The sequence below is a fragment of the Pseudaquabacterium inlustre genome (assembly GCF_038066595.1).
In the GTDB taxonomy this organism is placed as follows: Bacteria; Pseudomonadota; Gammaproteobacteria; order Burkholderiales; family Burkholderiaceae_C; genus Pseudaquabacterium; species Pseudaquabacterium inlustre.
The window spans coordinates 269,269-295,063 of record NZ_JBBUTH010000009.1 but is presented as its reverse complement, the minus strand read 5'-3'; the positions used below and the strand labels follow the sequence as shown (position 1 = coordinate 295,063).

24 protein-coding genes are annotated in these 25,795 nt (G+C 70.1%); 20 read left to right on the top strand and 4 right to left on the bottom strand.

Going from position 1 to position 25,795, the window contains the following annotated elements; all coding sequences use genetic code 11:
* Positions 1-81: 81 nt before the first annotated feature.
* Both AACH10_RS18795 and AACH10_RS18790 read left to right on the top strand, forming a co-directional pair.
* On the top strand, positions 82-1,263 hold the full coding sequence (locus tag AACH10_RS18795; RefSeq protein ID WP_341412020.1) for a response regulator: 1,182 nt from the start codon (positions 82-84) through the stop codon (positions 1,261-1,263).
* An 11-nt stretch (positions 1,264-1,274) separates the two neighbouring features.
* Positions 1,275-4,760: a PAS domain S-box protein gene (locus tag AACH10_RS18790; protein WP_341412019.1), complete on the top strand. Its 3,486-nt coding sequence runs from the start codon at positions 1,275-1,277 to the stop codon at positions 4,758-4,760.
* Here AACH10_RS18790 and AACH10_RS18785 read toward each other — a convergent pair.
* Entirely contained in the window at positions 4,754-5,602 is an 849-nt protein-coding gene (locus tag AACH10_RS18785) for a 3-hydroxybutyryl-CoA dehydrogenase (RefSeq protein WP_341412018.1), read from the bottom strand. The two genes, AACH10_RS18790 and AACH10_RS18785, sit on opposite strands and share 7 nt — an antisense overlap.
* Before the next feature lie 113 nt (positions 5,603-5,715).
* Positions 5,716-6,903 (bottom strand): acetyl-CoA C-acyltransferase family protein, encoded by a 1,188-nt coding sequence (locus AACH10_RS18780; protein ID WP_341412017.1) that lies wholly within the window; start codon positions 6,901-6,903, stop codon positions 5,716-5,718.
* Positions 6,904-7,116: 213 nt separating this feature from the next.
* Here AACH10_RS18780 and AACH10_RS18775 point away from each other — a divergent pair, with 213 nt between their 5' ends.
* Complete coding sequence (locus tag AACH10_RS18775) at positions 7,117-8,238, top strand: beta-ketoacyl-ACP synthase III (protein WP_341412016.1); 1,122 nt, start codon at positions 7,117-7,119, stop codon at positions 8,236-8,238.
* A gap of 646 nt (positions 8,239-8,884) precedes the next feature.
* Here AACH10_RS18775 and AACH10_RS18770 read toward each other — a convergent pair.
* Positions 8,885-9,553: a flavin reductase family protein gene (locus AACH10_RS18770; RefSeq protein ID WP_341412015.1), complete on the bottom strand. Its 669-nt coding sequence runs from the start codon at positions 9,551-9,553 to the stop codon at positions 8,885-8,887.
* An 86-nt stretch (positions 9,554-9,639) separates the two neighbouring features.
* Here AACH10_RS18770 and AACH10_RS18765 point away from each other — a divergent pair, with 86 nt between their 5' ends.
* From AACH10_RS18765 to AACH10_RS18695, 15 genes are all read left to right on the top strand, one after another.
* Positions 9,640-10,572, top strand: coding sequence for a LysR family transcriptional regulator (locus AACH10_RS18765; RefSeq protein WP_341412014.1), 933 nt, complete (start codon positions 9,640-9,642; stop codon positions 10,570-10,572).
* Positions 10,573-10,785: 213 nt separating this feature from the next.
* Entirely contained in the window at positions 10,786-11,490 is a 705-nt protein-coding gene (locus AACH10_RS18760; protein WP_341412013.1) for a substrate-binding domain-containing protein, read from the top strand.
* Between the two features lie 82 nt (positions 11,491-11,572).
* A complete protein-coding gene (locus tag AACH10_RS18755) occupies positions 11,573-12,601 on the top strand; it encodes an amidohydrolase family protein (protein ID WP_341412012.1) in 1,029 nt (342 codons plus the stop codon).
* Positions 12,602-12,657: 56 nt separating this feature from the next.
* A complete protein-coding gene (gene ligK, locus AACH10_RS18750; protein ID WP_341412011.1) occupies positions 12,658-13,341 on the top strand; it encodes a 4-carboxy-4-hydroxy-2-oxoadipate aldolase/oxaloacetate decarboxylase in 684 nt (227 codons plus the stop codon).
* A 12-nt stretch (positions 13,342-13,353) separates the two neighbouring features.
* Positions 13,354-14,322, top strand: a complete 969-nt coding sequence (locus AACH10_RS18745) for a Bug family tripartite tricarboxylate transporter substrate binding protein (protein WP_341412010.1) — start codon at positions 13,354-13,356, stop codon at positions 14,320-14,322.
* Positions 14,323-14,329: 7 nt separating this feature from the next.
* On the top strand, positions 14,330-15,268 hold the full coding sequence (locus AACH10_RS18740) for an NAD(P)-dependent oxidoreductase (RefSeq protein ID WP_341412009.1): 939 nt from the start codon (positions 14,330-14,332) through the stop codon (positions 15,266-15,268).
* 5 nt (positions 15,269-15,273) lie between these two features.
* Positions 15,274-16,215 (top strand): amidohydrolase family protein, encoded by a 942-nt coding sequence (locus tag AACH10_RS18735; RefSeq protein ID WP_341412008.1) that lies wholly within the window; start codon positions 15,274-15,276, stop codon positions 16,213-16,215.
* 138 nt (positions 16,216-16,353) lie between these two features.
* Entirely contained in the window at positions 16,354-18,099 is a 1,746-nt protein-coding gene (locus AACH10_RS18730; RefSeq protein ID WP_341412007.1) for a tannase/feruloyl esterase family alpha/beta hydrolase, read from the top strand.
* A gap of 30 nt (positions 18,100-18,129) precedes the next feature.
* Positions 18,130-18,546 (top strand): protocatechuate 4,5-dioxygenase subunit alpha, encoded by a 417-nt coding sequence (ligA, locus tag AACH10_RS18725; RefSeq protein ID WP_341412006.1) that lies wholly within the window; start codon positions 18,130-18,132, stop codon positions 18,544-18,546.
* Positions 18,546-19,400, top strand: a complete 855-nt coding sequence (locus AACH10_RS18720; protein WP_341412005.1) for a class III extradiol dioxygenase subunit beta — start codon at positions 18,546-18,548, stop codon at positions 19,398-19,400. The genes ligA and AACH10_RS18720 overlap by 1 nt, the downstream gene beginning before the upstream one ends.
* Before the next feature lies 1 nt (position 19,401).
* On the top strand, positions 19,402-20,355 hold the full coding sequence (locus tag AACH10_RS18715) for a Gfo/Idh/MocA family oxidoreductase (RefSeq protein ID WP_341412004.1): 954 nt from the start codon (positions 19,402-19,404) through the stop codon (positions 20,353-20,355).
* Between the two features lie 5 nt (positions 20,356-20,360).
* Positions 20,361-21,395, top strand: coding sequence for an aldo/keto reductase (locus AACH10_RS18710; RefSeq protein WP_423228626.1), 1,035 nt, complete (start codon positions 20,361-20,363; stop codon positions 21,393-21,395).
* Positions 21,388-22,350 (top strand): AEC family transporter, encoded by a 963-nt coding sequence (locus AACH10_RS18705; protein ID WP_341412003.1) that lies wholly within the window; start codon positions 21,388-21,390, stop codon positions 22,348-22,350. Before AACH10_RS18710 ends, AACH10_RS18705 begins: the two co-directional genes overlap by 8 nt.
* Positions 22,351-22,415: 65 nt before the next feature.
* A complete protein-coding gene (locus tag AACH10_RS18700) occupies positions 22,416-22,997 on the top strand; it encodes a helix-turn-helix domain-containing protein (RefSeq protein WP_341412002.1) in 582 nt (193 codons plus the stop codon).
* 20 nt (positions 22,998-23,017) lie between these two features.
* Entirely contained in the window at positions 23,018-23,545 is a 528-nt protein-coding gene (locus AACH10_RS18695; protein WP_341412001.1) for a GNAT family N-acetyltransferase, read from the top strand.
* A 7-nt stretch (positions 23,546-23,552) separates the two neighbouring features.
* On the opposite strand, the gene AACH10_RS18690 is transcribed toward AACH10_RS18695, so the two are convergent.
* Complete coding sequence (locus AACH10_RS18690) at positions 23,553-24,473, bottom strand: LysR family transcriptional regulator (protein ID WP_423228634.1); 921 nt, start codon at positions 24,471-24,473, stop codon at positions 23,553-23,555.
* Positions 24,474-24,585: 112 nt separating this feature from the next.
* On the opposite strand from AACH10_RS18690, the gene AACH10_RS18685 reads away from it, so the two are divergent.
* Together AACH10_RS18685 and AACH10_RS18680 are read left to right on the top strand one after the other, a co-directional pair.
* On the top strand, positions 24,586-24,933 hold the full coding sequence (locus AACH10_RS18685) for a protocatechuate 4,5-dioxygenase subunit alpha (protein WP_341411999.1): 348 nt from the start codon (positions 24,586-24,588) through the stop codon (positions 24,931-24,933).
* 17 nt (positions 24,934-24,950) lie between these two features.
* Positions 24,951-25,793: a class III extradiol dioxygenase family protein gene (locus AACH10_RS18680; protein ID WP_341411998.1), complete on the top strand. Its 843-nt coding sequence runs from the start codon at positions 24,951-24,953 to the stop codon at positions 25,791-25,793.
* The last annotated feature ends 2 nt before the right edge of the window (positions 25,794-25,795 follow it).

Genomic DNA, 25,795 nt, shown 5'->3' with positions numbered 1-25,795 from the left:
TGGGCTGGTGGGAGCGGTTGCACCGACAACCGCGCGAGCAATCAGCGGCGCAACGCGCCGCGGCCGGTGAGGAGCACCCCGATGTGGCCGACGCATGGCGCGCAGGCGCTGGTGTTGATCGTGGATGACAACCCCGAGAACCTCACGGTGATCGGTGAGTTGCTGCACCCCGAATACACCGTGCGCGCCGCCAACGGCGGACGCCGTGCCATCGAGCTGGCGCGCCGCGCGCCGCAGCCCGACCTGATCCTGCTCGACGTGATGATGCCCGACATGGATGGTTTCGCCGTGCTGCAGCAGCTGCGTGCCGACCCCGCCACCGCCGGCATCCCGGTGATCTTCCTGACCGCGCTGGACGATGCCGACAGCGAGGCCCATGCCCTGCGCCTGGGCGCCGGCGACTTCATCACCAAGCCGATCCGCGCGCCCAGCCTGCTGGCGCGGGTGCGCACCCATGTGGCGCTGAAGCAGGCGCGTGACCGCCTTCAGGTGCCGGTGGCGCCGGTGCTGCCGGCCGACGCCGCCGAGGCCTGGTCCGAGGCCGGCCTGGTGCTGCTGATGCAGCTGGCCGCGCGCTGCCATCCCGGCGGCCAACGCCACCTCGACCGTGTGGCTGCGGTCAGCGGCGTGCTGGCCGAGGCCCTGCACCATGGCGGTCGCCATGCCGAGGCGCAGCGCCCGGGCTGGGTGCAGACGCTGCGGCTGGCCGCACCGCTGCATGACATCGGCAACGCCGCGGTGCCCGAGCGCATCCTGGGTCAGCCCGGGCGGCTGAGCGAGGGCGACTGGAACGCCGTGCGCACCCACACGCGGCTGGGGGCCGATGCGCTGCGCCAGGTGAGCGCGCGCGAGGCCGCGCCCAGCCTGCTGTTCTGTTGCGCGCGCGACATCGCGCTCAGCCACCATGAGCGCTGGGACGGCCGTGGCTACCCCGACAGCCTGTCTGGTGCCGCGATCCCGCTGCCGGCGCGCGTGGTGGCCGTGGCCGACACCTTCTCGGCCCTGCTGTCGCCGCGGCCGCACCGCCGTGCCTGCAGCGTGGACGAGGCGCGCGTTTGTGTGCTCGAGGGCCGCGGCCGCCAGTTCGATCCCGCCATCGTCGACCTGTTCGAGGACGCCTTCGACACCATCGTCGTGAAGGGCGCCGAGGCCGGCGCCGACCTCGGTGCCCGGGACGCGGGTCTGGTCGACGCAGGGCCGGCCGACGCAGTGCATCTGGGGCACGGTGCCGGGCAGGGCCGCTTCGCCGGGCTGGCGGCCTGAGCCGTTCGCCGATGACGGTCGCAGTCCGGATCGCACGCCACTGGTTCGCCATCACGGGGGTCTTTGCGGCCGCCCTGCTGGCGCTGCTGTATTTCGGCGCGCCGCTGGGCGGTGTCAGCATGATGGCTGGCGTGGGCGTGGCGGTGGCCGTGGGTGCGGTGCTGGCCTGGCAGCGCGGTGCCGGCGGGTCGGGCGACCGGGGCACACATGAAGCCCAGGCCGCCCGGCAGGCCCTGCTGGACGCCCTGGACCGGCCGGCCGCGCTGCTGGATGCCGAGGGCCGCATCGTGGCCGTGCATCCCGGCTGGCGCCGCTGGGCCAGCGGCGACGATGGCCAGCCCGGTGCGGCCCCGCTCGGCGGCGCACTGGGCCTGGACTACGTGGCCGCCTGCCGCAGCCTGGGCGCGGACGCCACGGTGGCGCGCATGGATGCGCTGCGCTGGGCCGATCAGGTGGCGCAGGCCCTGGCCGGCCCGGCCGGTGCTGCCCAAGCGGAGGTCGCGGAGCCCGCCGACGACCATGCCACCGACCGCGCCGGCGAGATCGAGTTCATCGGGCAGCAGGGCCTGGCCGAGCGGCGGTTTGCGCTGCGTGTACGGCCGCTGGCCGGCGGTGGCGCGCTGCTGCTGGGCGAGGAAACCACCGCCCGGCACCAGCTGGCGCAGCGCGCCGGCGAGAACGAGGCGCGCCGGCGTGCGGTGTTCGAGACGCCAGCCGTGGGCATCGCCGAGAACCGGCTCGACGGCGGCTGGATCAGCATCAACCCACGCCTGTGCGCACTGACCGGCTACAGCCGCGAACAGCTGCTGCGCATGGATTTCCGCCTGCTCACCCACCCCGACGACCGGCGCGGTGATGCGCTGGCCATGCAGCGCTTGCTGGACGGCGAGACCGATAGCATCACCGTCGAGAAGCGCTTTCTGCGCGCCGACGGCAGCACGCTGTGGGTGTCACGCACCAGCTCGATGGTGCGCGATCCGGCCGGCGGGCCCGACCATGTGGTGTCGGTGATCAACGACATCAGCGAGCACAAGCGCGCGCAGGAGCAGCTGGCCGAGCACCAGGCCCAGCTGGAGCGGCAGGTGGCCGAGCGCACCCGCGCGCTGGAGGAGGCCATGTCGGCGCGCCTGGCCAGCGATCGCTTCCTGCGCTCGGTGGCCGACAACCTGCCGGACATGGTGTGCTACTGGGATCCGCTGGGCATCTGCCGCTTCGCCAACAAGCCCTACCGGCAGTGGTTTACGCCCGACGGCCGCGAGATCGTGGGCCTGCGCCGCGACCAGGTGCTGAACGCCCATGCCTTCGAGCGCGGCCGCGAGGCCTTTGCCGCGGCCTGCACCGGCGTGCCCCAGCAGTGGCAGGACATCTACGTCGACGGCGAGGGCAATCCGCGCAACTTCTGGGTGCATTTCGTGCCCGACCGCCTGCCCGATGGCCGGGTGGCGGGCGTGTTCGTGCTGGCCTCCGACATCACGGTCATCAAGGCCAGCGAGACGCGCCTGTCGGCGCTGAACGAGCAGTTGGTGGCAGCCCGCGACCGTGCCGAGCAGGCCAGCCGCGCCAAGACCTCGTTCCTGGCCAATGTCAGCCACGAGATCCGCACGCCGATGAACGCCATCATCGGCCTCACGCACCTGATGCAGCGCGACCTGCGCGACGAGGTCTCGCAGGCGCGGCTGGACAAGGTGTCGGCGGCAGCCCACCACCTGCTGGACGTGATCAACGACGTGCTCGACCTGTCGAAGATCGAGTCCGGCAAGCTGCGCATCGCGCAGACCGATTTCGCCATCGGCGCGCTGCTGTCGCGGGTGTGCGCGCTGGTGGGCGACCGCGTGCGCGGCAAGGGCCTGGTGCTGCAGGTGCAGGCCGATGGTCTGCCCACGGTGCTGCGTGGCGACCCGACGCGGGTGTCGCAGGCGCTGCTGAACCTGATGAGCAATGCGGTGAAGTTCACCGACCATGGCCGCATCGAGCTGTGCTGCGCGCCCGAGGGCCCGCCGGGCGACGATGGCGGCGTGCTGCTGCGCTTCACCGTGCGCGACACCGGCATTGGCGTGCCGGCCGACCGCATCGGCCAGCTGTTCAACGCCTTCGAGCAGGCCGATGCGTCGACGACGCGGCGCTTCGGCGGCACCGGCCTGGGGCTGGCGATCACGCGGCGCCTGGCCGAGCTGATGGGCGGTGACGTGGGCGTGCACAGCACGCTGGGGCAGGGCAGCGAGTTCTGGTTCACCGCCCGCTTCGAGCCGGCCGCGCTCAGTGCCGGCTCGGGCGGGCTGCCGGCCGAGCCGCCGGCCCTGGCCACCGAGGGCCTGGCCGAGGTGCGTGCCCGCCACGAGCACCAGCTGCGTGCCCGCCACCAGGGTGCGCGCGTGCTGCTGGCCGAGGACAACGTGATCAACCAGGAGGTGGCTGGCGAACTGCTGCGCGCGGCCGGCCTGACCGTGGACGTGGCCGGCAATGGCGCCGAGGCCGTGCGGCTGGCCGCCGCCGGCCACTACGACCTGATCCTGATGGACATGCAGATGCCCGAGGTGGACGGTCTGTCGGCCACGCGGCAGATCCGGCTGCAGCCGGCCCATGCCCGCACGCCGATCCTGGCGATGACCGCCAACGCCTTCGGCGACGACCGCCAGGCCTGCCTGGACGCCGGCATGGACGACCACCTGGCCAAGCCGGTCGATCCGGTGCTGATGTACGCGATGCTCGACCGCTGGCTGCCGCTGCGCGAACGCCAGCCCGACGCCCGCAGCGCCATTGCCGTGGCGGACGCCGGGCCCGGGGCTACGGTGGCGGCACCGGCCGACGACCCGTTCGCCGGCATCCCCGGGCTGACGATGAGCCAGGCGCTGATGTACCTGCCGGGGCGCACCGCGGTCTACGAGCGGGTGCTGCGGCAGTTCACCGAGCACTACGGCGACGGCATCGCCGGCCTGGACGACGCGGTGCAGCGCGAGGCCTGGGGCGAGGTGCGCCAGTTGCTGCACTCGCTGCGCGGTGCCTGCGGGGCCGTGGGGGCCAGCGGCGTGGCGCTGCAGTGCCGCGCCATCGAGGCCCGGCTGGGGGCGCAGACCGAGGACGCGCCGCCCGACGGCGGCGTGCTGCAGGCCCTGCAGGTGCTGCAGGACGACCTGGCGATGCTGGTCACGGCGGTGATCGAGCGCCTGCAGCGCCAGCAGCAGGCTCAAGCTCAAGCCCAGGAGCAGCCGGTGCTGGGTGTTCATGCGGCAGGGGCCGCTGCGCAGAGCGTCGCGACACCGGCCGATGCCGCCGCGCTGGACGAGCGGCTGGACGCGCTGCAGGCGCTGCTGTCGGCCGCCGATTTCCGTGCCGGGGCGCTGCACCGGTCACTGGAGGCCCAGATCGTGCAGCGCTGGGGCAGTGCGCAGGCGGCCACGCTGTCGCGGCCGCTGCGCCTGCATGACTACGAGACGGCGTTGTGGGCGCTGCAGACGTTGCGCAGCGGGCCGGCCGGCGCGCCGGCCGATCCTCAGTAGCGGTACACGCCGCGCCCGGTCTTGCGGCCCAGCCAGCCGGCGGCCACCATTTCCTTCAGCAGCGGCGCCGGGCGGTACTTGGAGTCGGCGAACTCGTTCACGTAGACCTCCATCACCGCCAGGCACACGTCCAGGCCGATCATGTCGGCCAGCGCCAGCGGGCCGATCGGCTGGTTGCAGCCCAGCTTCATGCCGGCGTCGATGTCCTCGGCCGTGGCCGCGCCCTCGGCCAGCACGAAGAAGGCCTCGTTGATCATCGGGATCAGGATGCGGTTGACGACGAAGCCGGGCGCGTTCTTCACGCTGATCGGCGTCTTGCCCAGGGCCTCGGCCATGGCCTTGACCGCGTCATGCGTGGCGTCGCTGGTGGCCAGGCCGCGGATGATCTCCACCAGGGCCATCATCGGCACCGGGTTGAAGAAGTGCATGCCGATGAAGCGGTCAGGGCGCGAGGTGGCGGCGGCCAGCTTGGTGATCGAGATCGAGCTGGTGTTGGTGGCGATGATGGCCTCGGCCGGCAGCAGCGCATCCAGCTGGGCCAGGATCTTGCGCTTCAGGCCTTCGTTCTCGGTGGCGGCCTCGATCACCAGCGGGCAGGCGGCCAGCGCGGCATAGTCGGTGCCGGCCTGGATGCGGGCCAGCGCCGCTTCCTTCTCGGGCACCGTGAGCTTGTCCTTCTTGATCAGGCGGTCGAAGCTGCCGGCGATGGTGGCCAGGCCCTTGTCCACCGCGGCCTGCGCCACGTCGATCATCACCACGTTCAGGCCGCTTTGCGCGCAGACCTGCGCGATGCCGTTGCCCATGGTGCCGGCGCCGATGATGCCGACGGTTTGAATGCTCATGTGTGCTCCTGGTGAGTGAAATGGAATCGGGGCAGGCAGCTGTGCTGCGTTGCAGCAAGCTTACCTGCCCCGTGTGGCGCCGGCTGTAGCGCCAGCGTCAGGGTCAGCCTGGATCAGACCCGTTCAAAGATCGCGGCAATGCCCTGGCCGCCGCCGATGCACATGGTCACCAGCGCATAGCGGCCGCCGGTGCGGTGCAGTTCGTAGATGGCCTTGGTGGTGATGACCGCGCCGGTGGCGCCGATCGGGTGGCCCAGCGAGATGCCAGAGCCGTTGGGGTTGACCTTGGCCGGGTCGAGGCCCAGTTCCTTGACCACCGCGCAGGCCTGGGCCGCGAAGGCCTCGTTGCTCTCGATCACGTCCAGGTCCTTGATCGACAGGCCGGTGCGCTCGAGCACCTTGCGGGTGGCCGGCACCGGGCCGATGCCCATGATGGTGGGCTCGACGCCGGCGTGGGCATAGCCCACCAGGCGAGCCATGGGCTTCAGGCCCTGGGCCTTGACCGCGTCGCCCGAGGCCATCACCACGGCGCCGGCGCCGTCGTTGATGCCCGAGGCGTTGCCGGCCGTCACCGCGCCGTCCTTTTTGAACGCCGGGCGCATCTTGGCCAGCGTCTCCATCGTGGTGTCGGCCTTCACATGCTCGTCGGTGTCGAAGGCCACTTCGCCCTTGCGGGTCTTGAGCATCACCGGGACGATCTGCTCCTTGAAGCGGCCGGCGGCGATGGCCGCGGCGGCGCGGCGGTGGCTTTCCACCGCCAGCTCGTCCATCTGCTGGCGGCTGATGCCGAACTGCTCGCCCACGTTCTCGGCGGTGATGCCCATGTGGATCTTGTGGAAGGGATCGTGCAGCGCGCCGACCATCAGGTCGATCATCGGCGTGTCGCCCATGCGCGCGCCGAAGCGGGCCGAGGGCACCAGGTAGGCACCGCGCGACATCACCTCGCAGCCGGCGCCGACGGCCACCTCGGCATCGCCCAGCGCGATGGCCTGGGCGGCCGACACGATGGCCTGCAGGCCCGAGCCGCACAGGCGGTTGACGTTGAAGGCCGGCGTCTCCTTGGGCAGGCCGGCGTTCACGGCGGCCAGGCGGCTGAGGTAGCAGTCACGCGGCTCGGTGGTGACCACGGTGCCCATGGCCAGGTGGCCCACCTGGTCGGGCGCCACGCCCGAGCGCTCGAGCGCGGCCTTGACGATCAGCGTGGCCAGGTCGGTGGGCGCGGTGTCCTTCAGCGATCCGCCGAAGGTGCCGATGGCGGAGCGGGCGGCGGATACGACGAAGATGTCTCGGGGCAGGCTCATGGATGTCTCCTCGGCAGGGGTGTCGAACAGGGGTTCGGGAAAGGCACAGCTTAGGCCGGCCGCATTGCGGCGACCTGACACGCAGGTGGCACGGGCTGGGGCCCTGGACAGTGATTTCACCCTGGTTTTGGCCCAGATCAGACGCCTTGCGCGGGGACGCCGATGCGGGCCGTCCCGGGTGGCGCGCTGGCAGCGGCGGCCTACACTGCCGGGATGAAAGACGTCGTCATCTCCGGCACCGGCCTGTACCGGCCGCCCCATGTGATCACCAACGCCGAATTGGTGGCTTCCTACAACGCCTACGCCGACCTGCAGAACGAGAAGCACGCGGCGGCCATTGCCGCTGGCGAGCGCCAGGCGCTGGTGCATTCCAGCGTGGAATTCATCGAGAAGGCCTCGGGCATCAAGCAGCGCTACGTCATCGAGAAGGACGGCGTGCTCGACCCCACGCGCATGAAGCCGCGATTTGCGCCGCGGCCCGATGAGCAGATCTCGCTGATGGCCGAGATTGCCCGCGATGCCGCGGCCAAGGCCCTGGTGGCCGCCAACGTCGAGGCCGGCGAGATCGACGCGGTGTACTGCGCCGCGGCCAACATGCAGCGCGCCTACCCGGCGATGGCCTGCGAGATCCAGGCCGCGGTGGGCGCTGGCGGCTTCGGCTTCGACATGAACGTGGCGTGCTCATCCGCCACCTTCGCGATCGAGCAGGCCGTGAATGCGGTGCGCACCGGCTGCGCGCAGCGCGTGCTGATCGTGAACCCCGAGATCACCTCGGCCCACCTGGAGTGGCGCGACCGCGACTGCCACTTCATCTTCGGCGATGTGTGCACGGCCATCATCGTGGAAGCGGCCGACACCGCCCGCTCGGCCGAGCGCTGGCAGGTGCTGGGCACCAAGCTCGCCACGCAGTACAGCAACAACATCCGCAACAACGCCGGTTTCATGAACCGCTGCGAGGACACCGACCCCGACGCCCGCGACAAGACCTTCATGCAGGAGGGCCGCAAGGTGTTCAAGGACGTGGTGCCGATGGCCGCGGCGCACATCGAGAAGCACCTGGCCACGCTGGGCTTCAAGCCGCAGCAGGTGCGGCGCTTCTGGCTGCACCAGGCCAACCTGGGCATGAACCAGTTGGTGATCAAGCGGCTGGTGGGTGGCGAGGTAGGCGACGACCTGGCGCCGATCATCCTGAGCGAATACGCCAACACGGCGTCGGCGGGCTCGATCATCGCGTTCCACCATCACCGTGCGGACTTGGTTTCGGGTGATCTTGGGGTGATTTGCTCGTTTGGGGCGGGGTATTCGGTGGGGAGCGTGGTCGTTCGCAAGCAGTAACGACTGCTACTTGCGGTCTTCTGTGCATCAAAGCCGCGGGCGGGCAGGCTGTGGCGGGCCGCTGAAGCGGTCGGCCCACAGGGCCGACTTCCCGGCGCTGAACGGCTTGTCGGCCGCGCCGTACCTTTAGCTCCGCCGGCCTGCGGCCGGCTGCGCACAGGTCCGGCGAGTCAGAAGGTCGATGCGCGCCTGCGGCGCGCCGGCCGCCAATCCATTCATCACCGGCGCTTCACAGGCCCGCCACAGCCTGCCCGCCCGCGGCTTTGCGAGGCGTCGTGGTGTGGCCCGATGCTCCTCCACCATGTTGGCGCTTGATCATTTGAGGCTTTGCCTCGGCCATGTACGCATGCCATGGTGGTGCGGGCGTTCGGCCCGGGCAGCGGGTGCGTCGGGCCGTGGGAAGCGGCGAGGCGCGCAGGCCCGAGGGCGGCGGGAGGCGGCGCAGCCGAATCACGCTTCGACAAACTGACTCGCCGGACCTGTGCGCAGCCAGCCGCAGGCTGGCGGAGCTAAATGTACGGCGCGCCCTCGGGTCGAGCACCGCAGCGCAGTCGCCGCAGGCGACCGCTTCCGTCGGCCCGATGCGCCCGCTGCCCGGGCCGATCGCTCGCTCGGTCAACGCACGCAAACCAAGCCACAAGAACCCTCAGCGATACACCCCATCCCACCCGGCAGCCGGCACCACGGCATTCAACCCATCGTCACTCGCCAACGGCCGGTTCATCTCGAAGATCTGCGCCGGCCCCACCGCCGCGTAGTCCATGTAGCCCAGTCGCAGCAACGGCTCGGTGGCGGCGATGTCGAAGCGGCCGTCGCGGATGTACGACTCGTTGATGTAGATGCCCACCACCTGGCCGATCACCAGCGTGTAGCTCGACGCCGCGCCCGGCTTGTGCGGCGGCAACTCGATGGTCTGCCACAGCTTGCATTCCAGCGCCGCCGGCGCCTCGGCCACGCGCGGCGCGGCGATGAAGCGCGAGGGTGCCGGCGTCAAACCAGCCAACGCGAACTCGTCGACGCCAGGTTTCACCGGCGCCGAGCTGAGGTTCATCGCGTCCTTCAGCGCCATCGTGGCCAGCGAGCAGGTGAACTCGCCGGTCTCCAGCACGTTGCGCAAGCTGTCCTTCACGCCGCCCGACGAGAACATCACCATCGGTGGCCGGTCGCTGATGCCGTTGAAGAAGCTGTAGGGCGCCAGGTTGCGCCGGCCCTGCTTGTCCACCGTGCCGATCCAGCCGATGGGGCGTGGCGCCACCAGGGCCTTGAACGGGTCGTGCGGCAGGCCGTGGTCGCGGGTGGAGGCGTCGTAGTGCATGGCGGGGCGGGGCAGGGTGGCGGGTCGCCTGAGTATCCAGGTGCCCGACGGGGCGGCGCGTCGGCTGCGGGACAATCCCCTTCGCCGTGAACCTCAAGCAACTCGAATACTTCGTGCACGTGGCCGAACTGGGCAGCTTCAGCAAGGCCGCTTTGGTGCTGGACATCGCCCAGCCCGCGCTCAGCCGCCAGGTGCGCGCGCTGGAAACCGACCTGCGCGAGACCCTGCTGCTGCGCAACGGCCGCGGCGTCACGCTCACCGAGGCCGGCCAGCGCCTGTTCGAGCATGGCAAGTCCATCCTGCAATCGGTGGCCGCCGCGCGCAGCGACATGGGCGCCTCGCGCGACGAGCCCACCGGCCGCATCACCGTGGGCCTGCCGCCCACGCTCAGCCGCCAGCTCACGTTGCCGCTGGTGGACGCCTTCCGGCGCCGCTGCCCCCAGGGCCGGCTGGCCATCGTCGAAGGCCTGTCCAGCCACATCGTCGAGTGGATCACCACCGGCCGGGTGGACGTGGGCCTGATGTACAACCCCGAGGCCCAGCCGGCACTCGAGATCACGCCGGTGCTCGAGGAACCGCTGTGCCTGGTGTCGCCAGCCGAGGCCGGCAGCCCGGGGGGCGAGGGCGCCGGCAGTGCACCGCTGCGCCAGTTGTCGCGCTACCCATTGATCGTGCCCGAGCGCGGCCATGCCATCCGCCGGCTGCTGGAAACCCAGGCCGCGCTGGCCGGTGTGCGGCTGGAGATCGGCTGGGAGGTGTCCAGCATCGCCGCCATCGTCGAGCTGGTGTGCGCCGGTTACGGCCATGCCGTGCTGCACGCCAGCGCGGTGACGGCCTCGGGCCGGGCCGACCAGCTGCGCGTGCGCCCGCTGGTGGAACCGCGCCTGGCCACGGTGCTGTGCCTGGCGGCGTCGGCGCACAAGCGCGCCAGCCCGTTGATGCGCCAGACCACCCGCCTGCTGGTGGAGCTGGCGCGCAGCCTGCCGCAGGGCGCCGCGGCGCAATCGCAACCGGGGTAACTGGTGCACCCGGTCGCCGGGTACGGCGCCCACCCGCCGGGCGGGTGCTCAGTTGGCTTGGGGCGGCCCGGCGCTCAACTGAGCCTACTTCGGTGTATGACCTTGCCAATTGGGCATAGCTGCTATCGCCAGCCATGCCTGGGATGTTGGGTCTGACGGGACAAGAATGCGCCCATCCCGATCAGTCTCGGCGGTTGCCCTGCCGCCCGCGCCATGTCCAGCACCCCGTCCAGCGCCGCCTTGCGCGGCATCTCGTCGATGGCCACGCGGGCCATCCTGGCCGAACTGGCCGCCGCCTGGCAGCAGCGCAGCGGCGAGGCCGTGGCGGTGGAGTCGGTGGGGGGCGTGGATGCCGCCAAGCGCGTGCTCGCCGGCGAGTCCTTCGACGTGGTCATCCTGGCCTCGGATGCCATCGACAAGCTGATGGCCGCCGGCCGCCTGCTGCCGGGCAGCAAGACCGATCTCACCCGCTCCGGCGTGGCCGTGGCCGTGCCGGCCGGCGCGACGCGGCCCGACCTCAGCAGCGAAGACAGCGTGCGCGCCGCCGTGCTGGCCGCGCCCAGCCTGGGCTATTCCACAGGCCCCAGCGGTGTGGCCCTGGCCAGGCTGTTCGAGCGCTGGGGCATTGCCCAGCAGATCGCACCGCGCATCGTCACGCCGCCGCCGGGTGTGCCGGTGGGCTCGCTGGTGGCCAAGGGCGAGATCGCGCTGGGCTTCCAGCAACTCAGCGAGCTGATCGCGCTGCCGGGCATCGACGTCGTCGGCCCGCTGCCGCCCGCGATCCAGATCGACACCATCTTCTCGGGCGCCGTGTGCGCCGACAGCACGCAGGCCGAGGCCGTGCGCGCCTGGCTGGCCTTCATGGCCGGGCCCGAGGCCACGGCGGCCAAGCACCGCCACGGCATGGACGCGGCCTGAGCGCCACCAGCACAACACCACCGCGAAACACGCGTTCTCTCTCTCTTCCTTTCCACCCCGCCACCACCCCGCGAGGCACCGCATGATCATCGACGTCCACGGCCACTACACCACGGCGCCCAAGGCGCTGGAGAACTGGCGCAACCAGCAGATCGCCGGCATCAAGGATCCCGCCCTGATGCCCAAGGTGAGCGACCTGAAGATCAGTGACGACGAACTGCGCGAGAGCATCGAGCTGAACCAGCTGGCGAAGATGAAGGAGCGCGGCAGCGACCTGACCATCTTCAGCCCGCGCGCCAGCTTCATGGCCCACCACATCGGCGACTTCAATGTCTCCAGCACCTGGGCGGCGATCTGCAACGAGCTGTGCTACCGCGTGAGCCAGCTGTTCCCCGACCACTTCATCCCGGCCGCGATGCTGCCGCAAAGCCCCGGCGTGGACCCGGCCACCTGCATCCCCGAGCTGGTGAAGTGCGTGGAGCAGTACGGCAACGTCGGCATCAACCTGAACCCCGATCCGTCGGGCGGCCACTGGACCTCGCCGCCGCTCTCCGACAAGAGCTGGTACCCCATCTACGAGAAGATGGTGGAGTACGACATCCCGGCGATGATCCACGTCAGCACCAGCTGCAACGCCTGCTTCCACACCACCGGCGCCCACTACCTGAATGCCGACACCACGGCCTTCATGCAGTGCCTGACCTCGGACCTGTTCAGGGACTTCCCGACGCTGAAGTTCCTGATCCCGCATGGCGGCGGTGCCGTGCCCTACCACTGGGGCCGTTTCCGTGGCCTGGCGCAGGAGCTGAAGAAGCCGCTGCTGAAAGACCACCTGCTGAACAACATCTTCTTCGACACCTGCGTGTACCACCAGCCGGGCATCGACCTGCTGACCAAGGTGATCCCGGTGGACAACATCCTGTTCGCCAGCGAGATGATCGGCGCGGTGCGCGGCATCGACCCCGAGACCGGCTTCTACTACGACGACACCAAGCGCTACATCGAGGCCAGCACGCTGCTGACCGCAGAGCAGAAGCAGCAGGTGTACGAGGGCAATGCCCGCCGCGTGTTCGGCCGTCTTGACAAGCACCTGAAAAGCAAGGGCCTGTGACCGCTGGCTGATGCCGCTTCACGCCGTCGCCCGCCAACCAAGTTAGGAACCAAGCCATGTACGAACTCGGTGTCGTCTACCGCAACATCACCCGCACCGACCGCGCCACCGCCGACGCGCTGGCGGCCCTGGGCAGCGCCACGGTGCACGAGGCCATGGGCCGCGTGGGCCTGCTCAAGCCCTACATGCGGCCGATCTTCCCGGGCGCGCAGGTCTCGGGCACGGCCGTGACCGTGCTGCTGCACCCCGGTGACAACTGGATGATGCATGTGGTGGCTGAAGCCATCCAGCCGGGCGACATCGTGGTGGCCGCGATCACGGCCGAGTGCACCGACGGCTACTTCGGCGACTTGCTGGCCACCAGCTTCCAGGCCCGCGGTGCGCGTGCGCTTGTCATCGACGCTGGCGTGCGCGACGTCAAGACGCTGAAGGAGATGAACTTCCCGGTGTGGAGCAAGGCCATCAGCAGCAAGGGCACGATCAAGGCCACGCTGGGCTCGGTGAACATCCCGGTGGTGTGCGCCGGCATGTGGGTGACGCCCGGCGACGTGATCGTGGCCGACGACGACGGCGTGGTCTGCGTGCCGCGCGCCAAGGCCGAGGAGACGCTTGCCGCCGCGCAGGCCCGCGAGGCCAACGAAGGCGCCAAGCGCGAGAAGCTGGCCAGCGGTGTGCTGGGCCTGGACATGTACAAGATGCGCGAGCCGCTGGCCGCCGCCGGCCTGAAGTACATCGACTGAACGAGCGCAGCGATGACCCGCGTTGATCGCCGCTCCCTGCTGCTGTCGGCCACGGCTGCGGCCATCCCGGGCCTGGCTTCGGCCCAGGCCGGTGGCAAGCCGGTGAAGATCCTGGTGGGCTATGGCGCCGGTGGCGCGGTGGACGTGATCGCGCGTGCCATCGCCCAGCGCCTGCAGGCCGACCTGGGCCTCCTCTTCATCGTCGACAACAAGCCCGGCGCCGGCAGCAACCTGGCGATCAAGGCCACCATCGACGCGCCGGCCGATGGCAGCACGCTGCTGATGGCGGCCAATGCCGTGGCCGCCAACATGGCGCTGTACCAGCCGCAACCTTTCGATGCCGAACGGGATCTGGTGGCCATCTCGCTGGTGGGCCGGGTGCCGGTGGTCATCGCGGTGAACCCGGCTTCGCCCTACCAGACGCTGGCGCAACTGGTGGCGGCCGCCAAGGGCAAGCCCAACACCATCAACTACGCCACGCCGGGCAACGGCGCCACGCCGCATCTGGCGGTGGAACTGTTCACCCGCGCGGCGGGCATCGACCTGTTCCACGTGCCCTACAAGGGCGGTGCCCAGGCCATCACCGATGTCATCGGTGGCCAGGTGCCGGTGCTGGCCGTCAATGCGCTGGAGGTGCTGCCGCACGCGCGCAGCGGCAAGCTGCGCGTGCTGGCGGTGCTGAGCGCCAGCCGCGCCGCCACGCTGCCCGATGTGCCGACCATCGCCGAGAGCGGCTATCCCGGCTTCGAGGCCTCGGTGTGGTACGGCCTGATGGGGCCGGCGGCGATGCCCAGGGACAAGGTGGCGCAACTGCACGGCGCCGTGCAACGCGCGCTGGCCACGCAGGACATCAAGGACCGCCTGGCCGCCGTGGGCGGCGAGGTGGCGCCGGCCACGCAGGAGGCTTTTGCCGCCCACCTGAAGGCCGAGCATGCGCGCTACGAGCGGCTGATCCGCGCCGCCAAGATCACCCCGGATTGAACCGAGCATGAACACCGATCCCAAGCAATGGCGTGTGGGCCTCGTCGGCTACGGCGAGGTGGGCAAGATCCTGGCCGAGGACCTGCGCGTCCAGGGCGTGGCAGTCAGCGCCTGGGACCTGAAGTTGGCCAGCCCGGCCCCCTCTGAGGTTCGCGAGCCGCTGCGCAGCCATGCCGCACAGCACGGCGTGGTGCTGGCCGCATCGGCCGCCGAGTTGGCGGCGGGCAGTGACTTCATCGTCAGCGCCGTCACCGCCAGCCAGGCCGTGCCGGTGGCCGCCGATTGCGCGCCGCACATCGCCCGCGGCGCCTTTTTCCTCGACTTCAACTCGGCCTCGCCCGGCGCCAAGCAGCGCGCGGCCGCGCTGATCGACGGGGCAGGGGGGCGCTACGTGGAAGGCGCGGTGATGACCAGCATCCCGCCGTACCGCATCAGGGTGCCGCTGCTGCTGGGCGGCGCCTCGGCCGCCGAGCTCAGCCCGCTGATCAATGCGCTGGGCTTTGCCAGCAAGCTGGCCAGCGAGCGCCTGGGCGTGGCCAGCGCCACCAAGATGTGCCGCAGCGTGATGATCAAGGGCCTGGAGGCCATGGTCATCGAGAGCTTCACCGCCGCGCGCCACTACGGTGTGGAAGACGCGGTGGTGGCCAGCCTGGTCGAGACCTTTCCCGGCATCGACTGGGAGAAGCAGGCGGCCTACTTCTTCCAGCGCGTCATCGAGCATGGCCGGCGCCGCAGCGAAGAGGTGCGCGAAGTGGCCGAGACGGTGAAGGACGCCGGGCTCACGCCCTGGAGCGCCAGCGGCACGGCCGAGCGCCAGGCCTGGGTGGCCGACCTGGGCGATGCCGGCCTGTTCGGCACCCGGGGTGCGGCCGGCTTCGCCCGCAGCGCCGATTGGCGCACCGAGGCCGACCGCATCCTGGCCCACGTGAATTCAAAGAAGGATTGACCCCCATGAGCCAAGCCAACGACAAGCCCACCTCGGGTGACTTCACCAAGACCGCCGGCTGGCTGGACTGGTACACCGGCCCCGCCAAGCCCAGGTTCCAGCTGCCCGCCGGCGCGGTGGATGCGCACTGCCACGTGTTCGGCCCCGGCGCCGAGTTCCCGTATGCGCCCGAGCGCAAGTACACGCCGTGTGACGCCAGCAAGGCGCAGCTGTTCGCGCTGCGCGACCACCTGGGCTTTGCGCGCAACGTGGTCGTGCAGGCCACCTGCCACGGCGCCGACAACCGCGCCATGGTCGATGCCTGTCTCGCCAGCGGCGGCAAGGCGCGCGGCGTGGCCACCGTGCGGCGCAGCATCACCGATGACGAGCTGCAGCAGCTGCACGCCGCCGGCGTGCGTGGCGTGCGCTTCAATTTCGTCAAGCGCCTGGTCGACTTCACGCCCAAGGACGAGCTGATGGAGATCGCCGGCCGCATCGCCCAGCTGGGCTGGCATGTGGTGATCTATTTCGAGGCGGTGGACCTGCCCGAGCTGTGGGACTTCTTCACCGCGCTGCCCACCACCGTGGTGGTCGACCACATGGGCCGGCCGGATGTCAGCAAGCCCATCGACGGCCCGGAGTTCCAGCTGTTCCTGAAGTTCATGCGCCAGCATCCCAACGTGTGGAGCAAGGTCAGCTGCCCCGAACGTCTGAGCGTCACCGGTCCCAAGGCGCTGAACGGCGAGCAGGCGGCCTACCGCGATGTCGTGCCGTTTGCGCGCAAGGTGGTGGAAGAGTTCCCCGACCGCGTGCTGTGGGGCACCGACTGGCCGCACCCCAACCTGAAGGACCACATGCCCGACGACGGCCTGCTGGTCGACTTCATCCCGCACATTGCCCCCACGGCCGAGCTGCAACGCAAGCTGCTGGTCGACAACCCGATGCGCCTGTACTGGCCTGAACTTTGACTCCCCCCGAAGCGGCTTCGCCGCGTCCCCCCAGGGGGCGCCGCCAGCGGCCCGGCGAAGCCGGTTCCGCGGCGACTGCTGGGTGGGGTCAGTGACCTCGCAGCGTTCGACACAACAGGACCATTTCAGGAGACAAGCATGGCCCACCGACTGATTGCCACCACCGCTGTAGCCGCCGCAGCCGCCACGTTGGCGGGCTGTTCCTGGATGTCGTCCAAGCCCGACAGCACCCCGGCGACGGCCGGCGCCACGGCGCCGATGCGCAACGTGGCGGACACCTGCCGCAGTCTGGCCGGCCAGATCATCGAACCGGGCCAGATCGGCGCCAGCGCCAAGCTGGCCAGCGGTCCGGCGCGCATCGACTCGGCCAGCTGGCAATCGGCCGCGCCCATCGCCGTGGCCGAACGCGGGCCCACGCCCGCGGCGCTGATCACCCCGGCCACGCCGGCCTACTGCAAGGTGCTGGGCCAGATCGCGCCGGTGGATTTGAAGGCGCCACCGATCCAGTTCCAGATCAACCTGCCGGCGCAATGGAACGGCCGCTCGGTGCAGTACGGCGGTGGCGGCTTCAATGGCACGCTGATCACCGGCCTGGGCCTGCTGCCTGCGGCGCGCTTCGACCAACCGGCGCCGCTGGCCCGGGGCTATGTCACCTACGGCACCGATTCGGGCCACCAGACCAAGCCCGGCGAGGCACCCCAGGCCTTTGCGCTGAACGACGAGGCGGCGCTGAACTTCTTCCACGCCTCGTACAAGAAGGTGCGCGATGTGGCTGTGGCGGTGATGGGCCAGGCCTATGGCCGCGCGCCGGACAAGCTGTACTTCGTGGGCAGCAGCGAGGGCGGGCGCGAGGGTCTGATGATGGCCCAGCGCTACCCGGCCGACTTTGACGGCATCTTCAGCCGCGTGCCGGTGCTGCACTGGACCGGCCTGCAGTTTGCCGGCGCGCGCAACGGCATCGCCACGATGGACGGCGGCTGGATCCGCCCGGCCCAGGTGAAGCTGGTGCACGAGGCCGTGCTGGCCGCCTGCGACGCCGCCGACGGCGTGGCCGATGGCATCGTCAGTGACGCGGCGGGCTGCCGCGGGCGTTTCGACGTCAGCCGCCTGCGCTGCCAGACCAGCGGCGGCGCGCCGGCCAGCGACAACTGCCTCAGCGATGCCCAGGTCAAGGCGGTGCAGGCCCTGCATTCGCCGTACCGGTTCCCGTTCACACTGGCCAACGGCCTGACCGACTACCCCGGCTGGGGCGTCTCGGGCGAGAACACCACCAGCTACGGCCCCACCGGCGGCTGGCTGAGCTGGTGGCTGGGCAAGGCACCGCCGGCCGTGCCGCCCGCGGCCGACAACAGCATCGCCTGGGTGTACGGCGCCGGTGCGCTGCAGTACGTGTACGCGCGCGACCCCAAGATCGACCCGCGCCAGGTCACGCCAGAGAAGTACGCCGCCCGCGTGCGCGAGGTGTCGGCTTTGATGGACGCCACCAACCCCGACCTGTCGGCCTTCCATGCCCGCGGCGGCAAGCTGATCGTGCTGGAGAACATGGCCGACTACGCGCAGAGCCCGTACGCCGGCATCGGCTATGTCGAATCGGTGCAGGCCCGCATGGGCGCGGGCAAGACGGCCGAGTTCCTGCGCCTGTACACCGCGCCCGGCGTCGACCATGTGGGCAGCGGTGCGCCGTCGCAGGTGGACATGCTGCAGGCCCTGGCCGACTGGGTGGAGAAGGGCCGCGCCCCGGCCGGCCTGCAACTGGTGGAGCAGGCACCCAAGGCACCCTTCACCGTGCAGCGCGCCCGCCCACTGTGCGAATGGCCGGCCTGGCCGCGCTACCAGGGCAGCGGCGATGTCAACGCCGCCGCCAGCTTCGCCTGCACACGCTGACCCACTACAAGCACCCACAAGGAGGCCGCGATGGCACTCGACAAGCCGTACAAGGACATCCCCGGCACCACCATCTTCGATGCCGAGCAGTCGCGCAAGGGCTACTGGCTCAACCAGTTCTGCATGAGCCTGATGAAGGCCGACAACCGCGAGCGCTTCAAGGCCGATGAACGTGCCTACCTCGACCAGTGGCCGATGACCGAGGAGCAGAAGCAGGGCGTGCTGACGCGCGACCTGAACCGCTGCATCGCCGCCGGCGGCAACATCTACTTCCTGGCCAAGATCGGCGCCACCGATGGCAAGAGCTTCCAGTACATGGCCGCCAGCATGACCGGCATGACCCAGGAACAGTACGCCGCCATGATGCTGGCCGGCGGCCGCTCGGCCGAAGGCAACCGCTACATCGGCGAGAAGGCCGCCACGCAATCGAACAAGGAACAAGCCTGATGGCCAAGATCACCGCCAGCGTCTACACCTCGCACGTGCCGGCCATCGGCGCCGCGCTCGACCTGGGCAAGAGCAGCGACCCGTACTGGCAGCCGCTGTTCAAGGGCTACGAGCCCAGCAAGCAGTGGATGAAGGACAACCGGCCCGACGTGGTGTTCCTGGTCTACAACGACCATGCCACGGCCTTCAGCCTGGAGCTGATCCCGACGTTTGCCATCGGCTGCGCGGCCGAGTTCAAGCCGGCCGACGAAGGCTGGGGCCCGCGCCCGGTGCCGGTGGTGCAGGGCCATCCCGAGCTGGCCTCGCACATCGCCCACAGCGTCATCCAGGACGAGTTCGACCTGACCATCGTGAACAAGATGGACGTGGATCACGGCCTCACGGTGCCGATGTCGCTGATGTTCGGCCAGCCCGAAGCCTGGCCGGTGAAGGTGATCCCGTTCGCGGTCAACGTGGTGCAATATCCGGTGCCTTCGGGCAAGCGCTGCTTCGCACTCGGCCAGGCCATCCGCCGCGCGGTGGAGAGCTTCGACGAAGACCTGAACGTGCAGATCTGGGGCACCGGCGGCATGAGCCACCAACTGCAGGGCGCGCGCGCCGGCCTGATCAACCGCGAGTGGGACAACGCCTGGCTCGACCAGATGATCGCCGACCCGCAGGCCTGCAGCCAGGTGCCGCACATCGACTACGTGCGCGAGGCCGGCAGCGAGGGCATCGAGCTGGTGATGTGGCTGATCGCCCGCGGCGCGATGGCCGATGTGGCCGGCGGCCCCAAGCCCACGGTCAAGCACCGCTTCTATCACGTGCCTGCCAGCAACACTGCGGTGGGCCATCTGATTCTGGAGAACAACTGACATGACCATCAAAGTCGCACTCGCCGGCGCCGGCGCCTTCGGCATCAAGCACCTGGACGGCATCAAGAACATCGCGGGCGTCGAGGTCGTCTCGCTCGTCAGCCGTGATCTCGACAAGACCAGGGAAGTGGCCGCCAAGTACGGCATCGGCCATGTCAGCACCGACCTGGCCGACAGCCTGGCGCTGCCCGAGGTGGATGCGGTGATCCTGTGCACGCCCACGCAGATGCACGCGCAGCAGGCCATCGCCTGCATGAAGGCCGGCAAGCATGTTCAGGTGGAGATCCCCCTGTGCGACATGCTGGCCGAGGGCGAGGAAGTGCTGCAGGTGCAGCGCGAGACCGGCAAGGTGGCCATGTGCGGCCACACCCGCCGCTTCAATCCCAGCCACCAGTGGGTGAACCACAAGATCAAGGCCGGCGAGTTCAACATCCAGCAGATGGATGTGCAGACCTATTTCTTCCGCCGCACCAACATGAACGCGCTGGGCCAGCCGCGCAGCTGGACCGACCACCTGCTGTGGCACCACGCCGCGCACACGGTGGACCTGTTCGCCTACCAGGCCGGCAGCCCCATCGTGAAGGCCAATGCCATCCAGGGCCCGATCCATCCGACGCTGGGCATCGCGATGGACATGAGCATCCAGCTCAAGGCCGCCAACGGCGCGATCTGCACGCTGAGCTTGAGCTTCAACAACGACGGCCCGCTGGGCACCTTCTTCCGCTACATCGGCGACACGGGCACGTACATCGCGCGTTACGACGACCTGTTCAACGGCAAGGAAGAGAAGATCGACGTGTCCAAGGTGGCGGTGTCGATGAATGGCATCGAGCTGCAGGACCGCGAGTTCTTCTCGGCAATAGCCGAGGGCCGCGAGCCCAATGGCAGCGTGGCCCAGGTGCTGCCCTGCTACCAGGTGCTGCACCAGCTCGAGCAGCAGCTCAACGCGGGCTGAACGCAATGGCACTGCCCCAGCGGCGCATCGGCGCCTTCGAGGTCTCGGCCATTGGCTTGGGCTGCATGAACCTCAGCCATGCCTATGGCGCGCCGGTGTCGGCCGAGCAGGGCGAGCGCGTGCTGCTGGCGGCACTCGATGCCGGTGTGACGCTGTTCGACACCGCGGCGCTGTACGGCTTCGGTGCCAACGAGTCGCTGGTCGGCCGCGTGCTCAAGGCCCACCGCAGCCGCATCACGCTGTGCAGCAAGGGCGGCATGACCGGCCAGCCGGTGGGGCCCGGCGGTGCCTTGCAGCGCGTGATCGACGGCCGGCCTGCCAGCATCCGCCGCGATGTCGAGGCCAGCCTGCAGCGCCTGGGCACCGACGTGATCGACCTGTACTACCTGCACCGCTGGGACAAGCAGGTGCCCATCGAGGACTCGGTGGGCGAGATGGCGCGCCTGCAGGCTGAGGGCAAGCTGCGGGCGCTGGGTTTGAGCGAGGTGTCCACCGCCACGCTGCGCCGCGCCCATGCCGTGGCGCCGATGGCCGCGCTGCAGAGCGAGTATTCGCTGTGGAGCCGCAATGCCGAGCTGGGCACGCTGGCCGCCTGTTCCGAACTGGGCATCGCCTACGTGGCCTTCAGCCCGGTGGCGCGCGCCTACCTGACCGGCACATTGCGCGATGTGAGCGGCTTTGACGCCAAGGACATCCGCCGTGCGATGCCGCGCTTCACGCCCGGCAACTACGCCAACAACCTGAAGCTGCTGGACGGCCACGCCGAGCTGGCGCGCGAGGCGGGCTGCACACCGGCCCAGCTGGCCATGGCCTGGCTGCTGCACCGCGGCCCGCATGTGCTGCCCATCCCCGGCACCACCTCGGTCGAGCACCTGCACGAGAACCTGGGCGCGGCCAGTGTGCGCCTGTCGGCCGACCTGATCGCCCGGCTGGACGCACTGTTCGCACCGCAGGCCATCCACGGCGCGCGCTACAACGCCACCAACTCCGCCGAGGTCGATACCGAAGCGTTCGCCGAGGGATCCGCGCCCGGTGCTTGAACTGGTCAACCTCACCGGGCCGATCTTCGCGCTGATCGGCCTGGGCTGGCTGGCTGTGCGCCACGGCGGCATCGAGCGCACCATGCTGCCCGCGCTGGGCCGCTTCGTGATGTTTTTCGCCCTGCCGGCCTTGCTGGTGCGCACGCTGGGCCAGCGTGATCCGGTGGAGGTCATCAACGGCCGCTTCCTGCTGGCCTATGCCGCGGGGTCGCTGCTGGCCATGGGCGCCGGCCTGCTGTGGGCGCGCAGCCAGGGCCAGCCGCGGGAGCGCGCGGCCATCACCGCCATGGGCATGTGCTGCTCCAACTCGGCCTTCGTGGGCTTTCCGCTGGCGGTGCAGCTGGTGGGCCACGAGGCCGCCGTGGCGCTGGCGCTGTGCATGCTGGTGGAGAACTTCCTGATGATTCCGCTGTGCCTGGCGCTGGCGGATTCGGCCTCGGCGCGCCAGCAGCCCATGCACCGGGCCATCGGCAGCGCGATCTGGGGCCTGCGCAGGAACCCCATCGTGCTGGGCATGGTGGCCGGCGTGCTGGTGGGCACGCTGCGCACCCATGCGGGGCTGACGCTGCCGGCCGTGCTGCACAAGGCCATCGAGCTGCTGGCCGGCGCCTCGGCGGGCGTGTCGCTGTTCTACATCGGTGGGGCACTGGTGGGCCTGCAGCCAGGGCAGGGCGTGCGCATACAGGTGCTGTCGGTGGCGGCGGGCAAGCTGTTGCTGCATCCGCTGGCCGTCGGTGCGCTGATGCTCAGCCTGCCGGGCGTGCCGGTGTCGCTGGCCTGGGCGGGCGTGGTGCTGGCCGGCGCGCCGATGCTGGGCATCTACCCGATCCTGGGCCAGCGCTACGGCCTGCAGGCCCTGAATGCGGCCTGCATGCTGGGCGCCACGCTGGGCTCCTTCGTCACGCTGGGGCTGGTGATCTCGGCGCTGCGGGCGCTGCTGGGCGCACCCCACTGAGCCGCCGCGCATCCGGCAGGGCTTGACCCCGCTATCCATCATGTTGGATGATTGATTCCAACATGATGGATGACACCGATCTCAACCACCGCATCGCCGCCCGCGTGCGCCAGCTGCGCCAGGGCGCCGGCCTGTCACTCGATGGCCTGGCGGCGCGCTGTGGCGTCAGCCGCTCGATGCTGTCGCTGATCGAACGCGGCGAGACCAGCCCCACGGCGGTGGTGCTGGAGCGCGTGGCGCATGGCCTGGGCCTGGCGCTGGCCGAGCTGTTCCAGCTGCCGCCGGCGGGTGCCGCGCCGCAGCCGGTGGCGCGCCGTGCCGACCAGGCCGAGTGGACCGATCCGGCCTCGGGCTACCGCCGCCGCAACCTCACGCCACCCGGCGTGGACACGGTGATGCAGCTGGTGCAGGTGCACTTTCCCCCCGGCGCGCGCGTGGCCTACGAGACCGGCGCGCGTGAGCCGGCCGTGCAGCAGCAGGTGTGGCTGATCGCCGGCGAACTGCAGGTCACCGTGGGCGCGCAAACCCACCACCTGGCCGCCGGCGACTGCCTGGCCATGCGCCTGGACGCCCCCACCGCCTTCCACAACCCAGGCCGCGAGCCCGCGCAGTACCTGGTGGCGCTGGCCACGCTGCCGGCGCGCTGAACCCCTTGGCAGGAGCCCGCATGACGCCTGACCCCCTCACCGTGCACGAACTCACCGCGCCCAGCCGCAGCGATGTGGCCGGCCTGGCCGCGGTGCTGCTGGACTGCGTGGCCGGCGGCGCCTCGGTGTCCTTCATGGCCGATCTGACACCGGCGCAGGCCGAAGCCTTCTGGCAGGGTGTGGCCGACGACGTGCAGGCCGGAAAGCGTGCGCTGCTGGTGGCCCGCGACGCGGCCGGCGCGATCGTCGGCACCGTGCAGCTGGTACTGTCGCAGCCCGACAACCAGCCGCACCGCGCCGACCTGGCCAAGATGCTGGTGCACCGCCGTGCCCGGCGCCAGGGCCTGGCCGAGCGCCTGATGCGCGCAGCCGAAGCGCTGGCCCGCGAGCGCGGCAAGTCGCTGCTGGTGCTGGACACCGTGACCGGCGGCGACGCCGAGCGCCTGTACACGCGGCTGGACTGGCAGCGCGTGGGCGTGATCCCCGACTACGCCTTGTGGCCCGACGGCCGGTACTGCGCCACCACGGTGTTCTTCAAGCGGGTCTGAATCCGGCTCAGACTTCGTCCGCCACCAACCCCGCGGCCACCTCGTCCAGCGTGCGCCGCAGCCACTGGTGCAGCGGATCGGCCTGGTGCCGCACATGCCAGATGGCGTACATCGGCATCGTGGGGCAGGGCAGGGGCGGCGCCACGCTGGCCAGGCCGCGCAGCAGGCCCGCACTCAGCCGGCTGGGCGCGGTGCACAGCCAGGCCGAGCCGCGCACGAAGGCCGGCACCCCAGCAAAGCCCGGCACGCTGGCCACGAAGCGCCGCGCCACACCCTGCTCAACCAGCCACTGGTCCAGATCGAGCGCGCGGCGCGGCTCGTAGACCACGGTGACATGCTCGGCCGCCAGGTAGTCGGCCAGGCCGGCCGGGGCAGGGCGCTGCTCGGCGTCGTAGAACACCGCGTAACGGTCCTCGAACAGGCGCTTTTGCACCAGGTCGGCGGCCTCGGGCGGGCGCGGGCTCAGCACCAGCTGGCAGGCGCCGTCGCGCAGCATCTCGGGCGTGGGCACGCCCGAGGGGATCACGCGCAGAACGAGCCCCGGCGCCTGGGCACGCAGCCGGCGCAGCCAGGCCGGCAGCAGCAAATCGCGCTGCAGGTCGTTGGCGGCCACGGTGATGCAGCCCTCGAAGCGCCCCGCATCGAAGCCGCCCGCGGTGGCAAAGCCGCGCATCTGCTCCAGCAGCAGCCGCGCCTGCTGCACCAGGGCCTCGACGCGCGCGGTGGGCACGATGCCGCGGCCCGAGCGCACGAACAGCGCGTCGCCCACGATGGCGCGCAGCTTGTCCAGCGCATGGCTCACGGCCGATTGCGTCAGCCCCAGGCGCTGCGCGGCGCGCGTGACCGACTGCTCCTCGGCCACGGCCAGCAGCAGGCCCAGCAAGTGGCCGTCCAGGTCCAAATGATCGAAATGACTCATGGGTTGTATCGATCAACGCGTCTTTTTCTGAATCATGCCTGAAGCCACACTGCCGTCATGGCTTGGGCGGCGTGCCTTCCCGCGCGGTTTGAGCCACCACAAACCCCACCCGGAGACCGCCATGTCCATCAACGAGCCGCCCATCCCCGGCACCGTGATCTTCGACGGCGAGATGGCCCGCAAGGGCTATGCGCTGAACAAGATGTGCTATTCGTTCAACGACGCGGCCAACCGCGCGGCCTTTCTGGCCGACGAGGATGCCTACTGCGCCAAGTACGGCCTGAATGCCCAGCAGCGCGAGGCCATCCGCGCCCGCAACGTGCTGCAGTTGATCGCGGCCGGCGGCAACGCCTACTACCTGGCCAAGTTCGCCGGCATCTTCGGCCTGGACATGCAGGACATCGGCGCACAGCAGACCGGGCTCACGAAGGAGCAATTCAAGGCCAAGCTCATGGCCGCCCGCGGCTGAACAGGGAGACATCGACCATGGCCAAGATCATCGGTGGCATCACCACCTCGCACGTGCCCGCCATTGGCGGCGCCATCGCCAAGAGCCTGCAGCAGGACCCGTACTGGAAACCCTTCTTCGACGGCTTCGGCCCGGTGCGCCAGTGGCTGGCCGAAACCCGGCCCGACACCGTGGTGCTGGTCTACAACGACCACGGGCTGAACTTCTTCCTGGACAAGATGCCCACCTTCGCCATCGGCGCGGCGGCCGAGTACCGCAATGCCGACGAGGGCTGGGGCATCCCGCAGGTGCCGCCGTTCCAGGGCGATCCGGCGTTCAGCTGGCACTTGATGGAATCGCTGGTGGCCGAGGAGTTCGACCCGGTCAGCTGCCAGGAGATGACGGTCGACCACGCCTTCACGCTGCCGATGGCCCTGCTGTGGCCCGACCAGAAGTGGCCCGTCAAGGTGATTCCGGTGTGCATCAACACCGTGCAGGCGCCGCTGCCGAGCGCCAAGCGTTGCTGGAAGCTGGGCGAGGCCATTGGCCGCGCCGTGGCCTCATGGGCCGGTGACGAGCGCGTGCTGGTGCTGGGCACCGGGGGCCTGAGCCACCAACTCGATGGCGAGCGCGCCGGCCACATCAACAAGCCATTCGACCTGCAGTTCATGGACAGCCTGGTGGGCGCGCAACCCGACTGGGCGACGAAGTTCAGCACGCGCGAGATCGTGGAACTGGCCGGCACGCAAGGTGTGGAACTGCTGATGTGGCTGACCACCCGCGCCGCACTCGGCGCCAAGGTGACCGAGCTGCACCGCAACTACCACATCCCGATCTCCAATACCGCAGCGGGACTGATGCTGCTGGAACCCAGCGTCTGAGC